The organism is Achromobacter arsenitoxydans SY8, from assembly GCF_000236785.1.
In the GTDB taxonomy this organism is placed as follows: domain Bacteria; phylum Pseudomonadota; class Gammaproteobacteria; order Burkholderiales; family Burkholderiaceae_B; genus Achromobacter; species Achromobacter arsenitoxydans.
The window spans coordinates 1-1,027 of record NZ_AGUF01000100.1 but is presented as its reverse complement, the minus strand read 5'-3'; the positions used below and the strand labels follow the sequence as shown (position 1 = coordinate 1,027).

The 1,027-nt window shown below is 62.7% G+C and carries 2 protein-coding genes; both read left to right on the top strand.

Translation table 11 applies throughout. The annotated features are described in order from the left end of the window. The first annotated feature begins 62 nt into the window (after nt 1-62). Nucleotides 63-299 carry a type II toxin-antitoxin system YafQ family toxin gene (locus KYC_RS27635; RefSeq protein ID WP_013521179.1) on the top strand — a complete coding sequence of 79 codons (237 nt, stop codon included), beginning with the start codon at nt 63-65 and terminating at the stop codon, nt 297-299. Nucleotides 300-427: 128 nt separating this feature from the next. Then, the gene (locus tag KYC_RS27630) at nt 428-994 is read left to right on the top strand and encodes a recombinase family protein (protein ID WP_003159185.1); all 567 of its coding nucleotides are present in this window, start codon (nt 428-430) and stop codon (nt 992-994) included. Nucleotides 995-1,027 lie beyond the last annotated feature (33 nt).

Genomic DNA, 1,027 nt, shown 5'->3' with positions numbered 1-1,027 from the left:
TGTCATTTTCAGAAGACGACTGCACCAGACAACGCGGTTTGAAGGCTGTTGTGCAGTCGTCTATTGAACGAACAGTATCAGGAGTCCGCTGCACGAATGATGACCTCAAGCCGGTTCTGGTCGCGCTGGCGACCGATCAGCCCCTGGATGTGCGATACCGCGACCACGATCTTTCCGGCGATTGGGCGGGCTACCGCGAATGCCACATCAAGCCCGACCTGCTGCTGATCTACCGCAAGTCCGACGCCGACACCCTGCGACTGGCGCGGCTTGGCTCCCATAGCGAGCTGTTCGGCTGATGCCAGTCGCCTTGTCCGCCAAACGATCATTAGTCGGCCATGCCGGACACTGTCCAGCAAAGTTATTGCACAACGGGTTGTCGGACATTAAGATAGGCGGACGGAATGACGGACAAGAGAGGCGGCAAATGGCACTGATCGGCTATGCGCGGGTATCGACGGCGGAACAGGACACCGCCTTGCAGACGGATGCGCTACGCAAGGCAGGCTGCGAGCGCGTTTTCGAGGACACGGCTTCCGGGGCCAAGGCCGACCGCCCCGGCTTGGCTGATGCGCTGGCCTACCTGCGCGACGGCGACGTGCTGGCCGTCTGGCGGCTGGATCGGCTCGGGCGCTCTATGCCGCACCTAATCGAAACGATAGGCGCGCTGGAAGCGCGAGGCGTCGGCTTCCGTTCTCTGACGGAAGCCATCGACACCACCACGCCAGGCGGGCGGCTCATCTTCCACGTGTTCGGCGCGCTGGGCCAGTTCGAGCGCGACTTGATCCGCGAGCGCACCAAGGCCGGGTTGACTGCCGCCGCCGCTCGTGGGAGGAAGGGCGGGCGAAAGCCGGTTGTCACCGCCGACAAGTTGCAGCGAGCGCGGGAGCACATCGCCAACGGGCTTAATGTCCGAGAGGCCGCTACACGGCTCAAGGTGAGCAAGACGGCCCTGTACACCGCGCTGCAATCCACCAGTGCAGCCGACTCCTGATATTCCGTGCAGTCGTCTTCTGAAAATGACAAC

Excerpts from the sequence above, each read along its gene's own strand:
- KYC_RS27630 (WP_003159185.1), top strand. The coding sequence starts at position 428 with ATGGCACTGATCGGCTATGCGCGGGTATCGACGGCGGAACAGGACACC.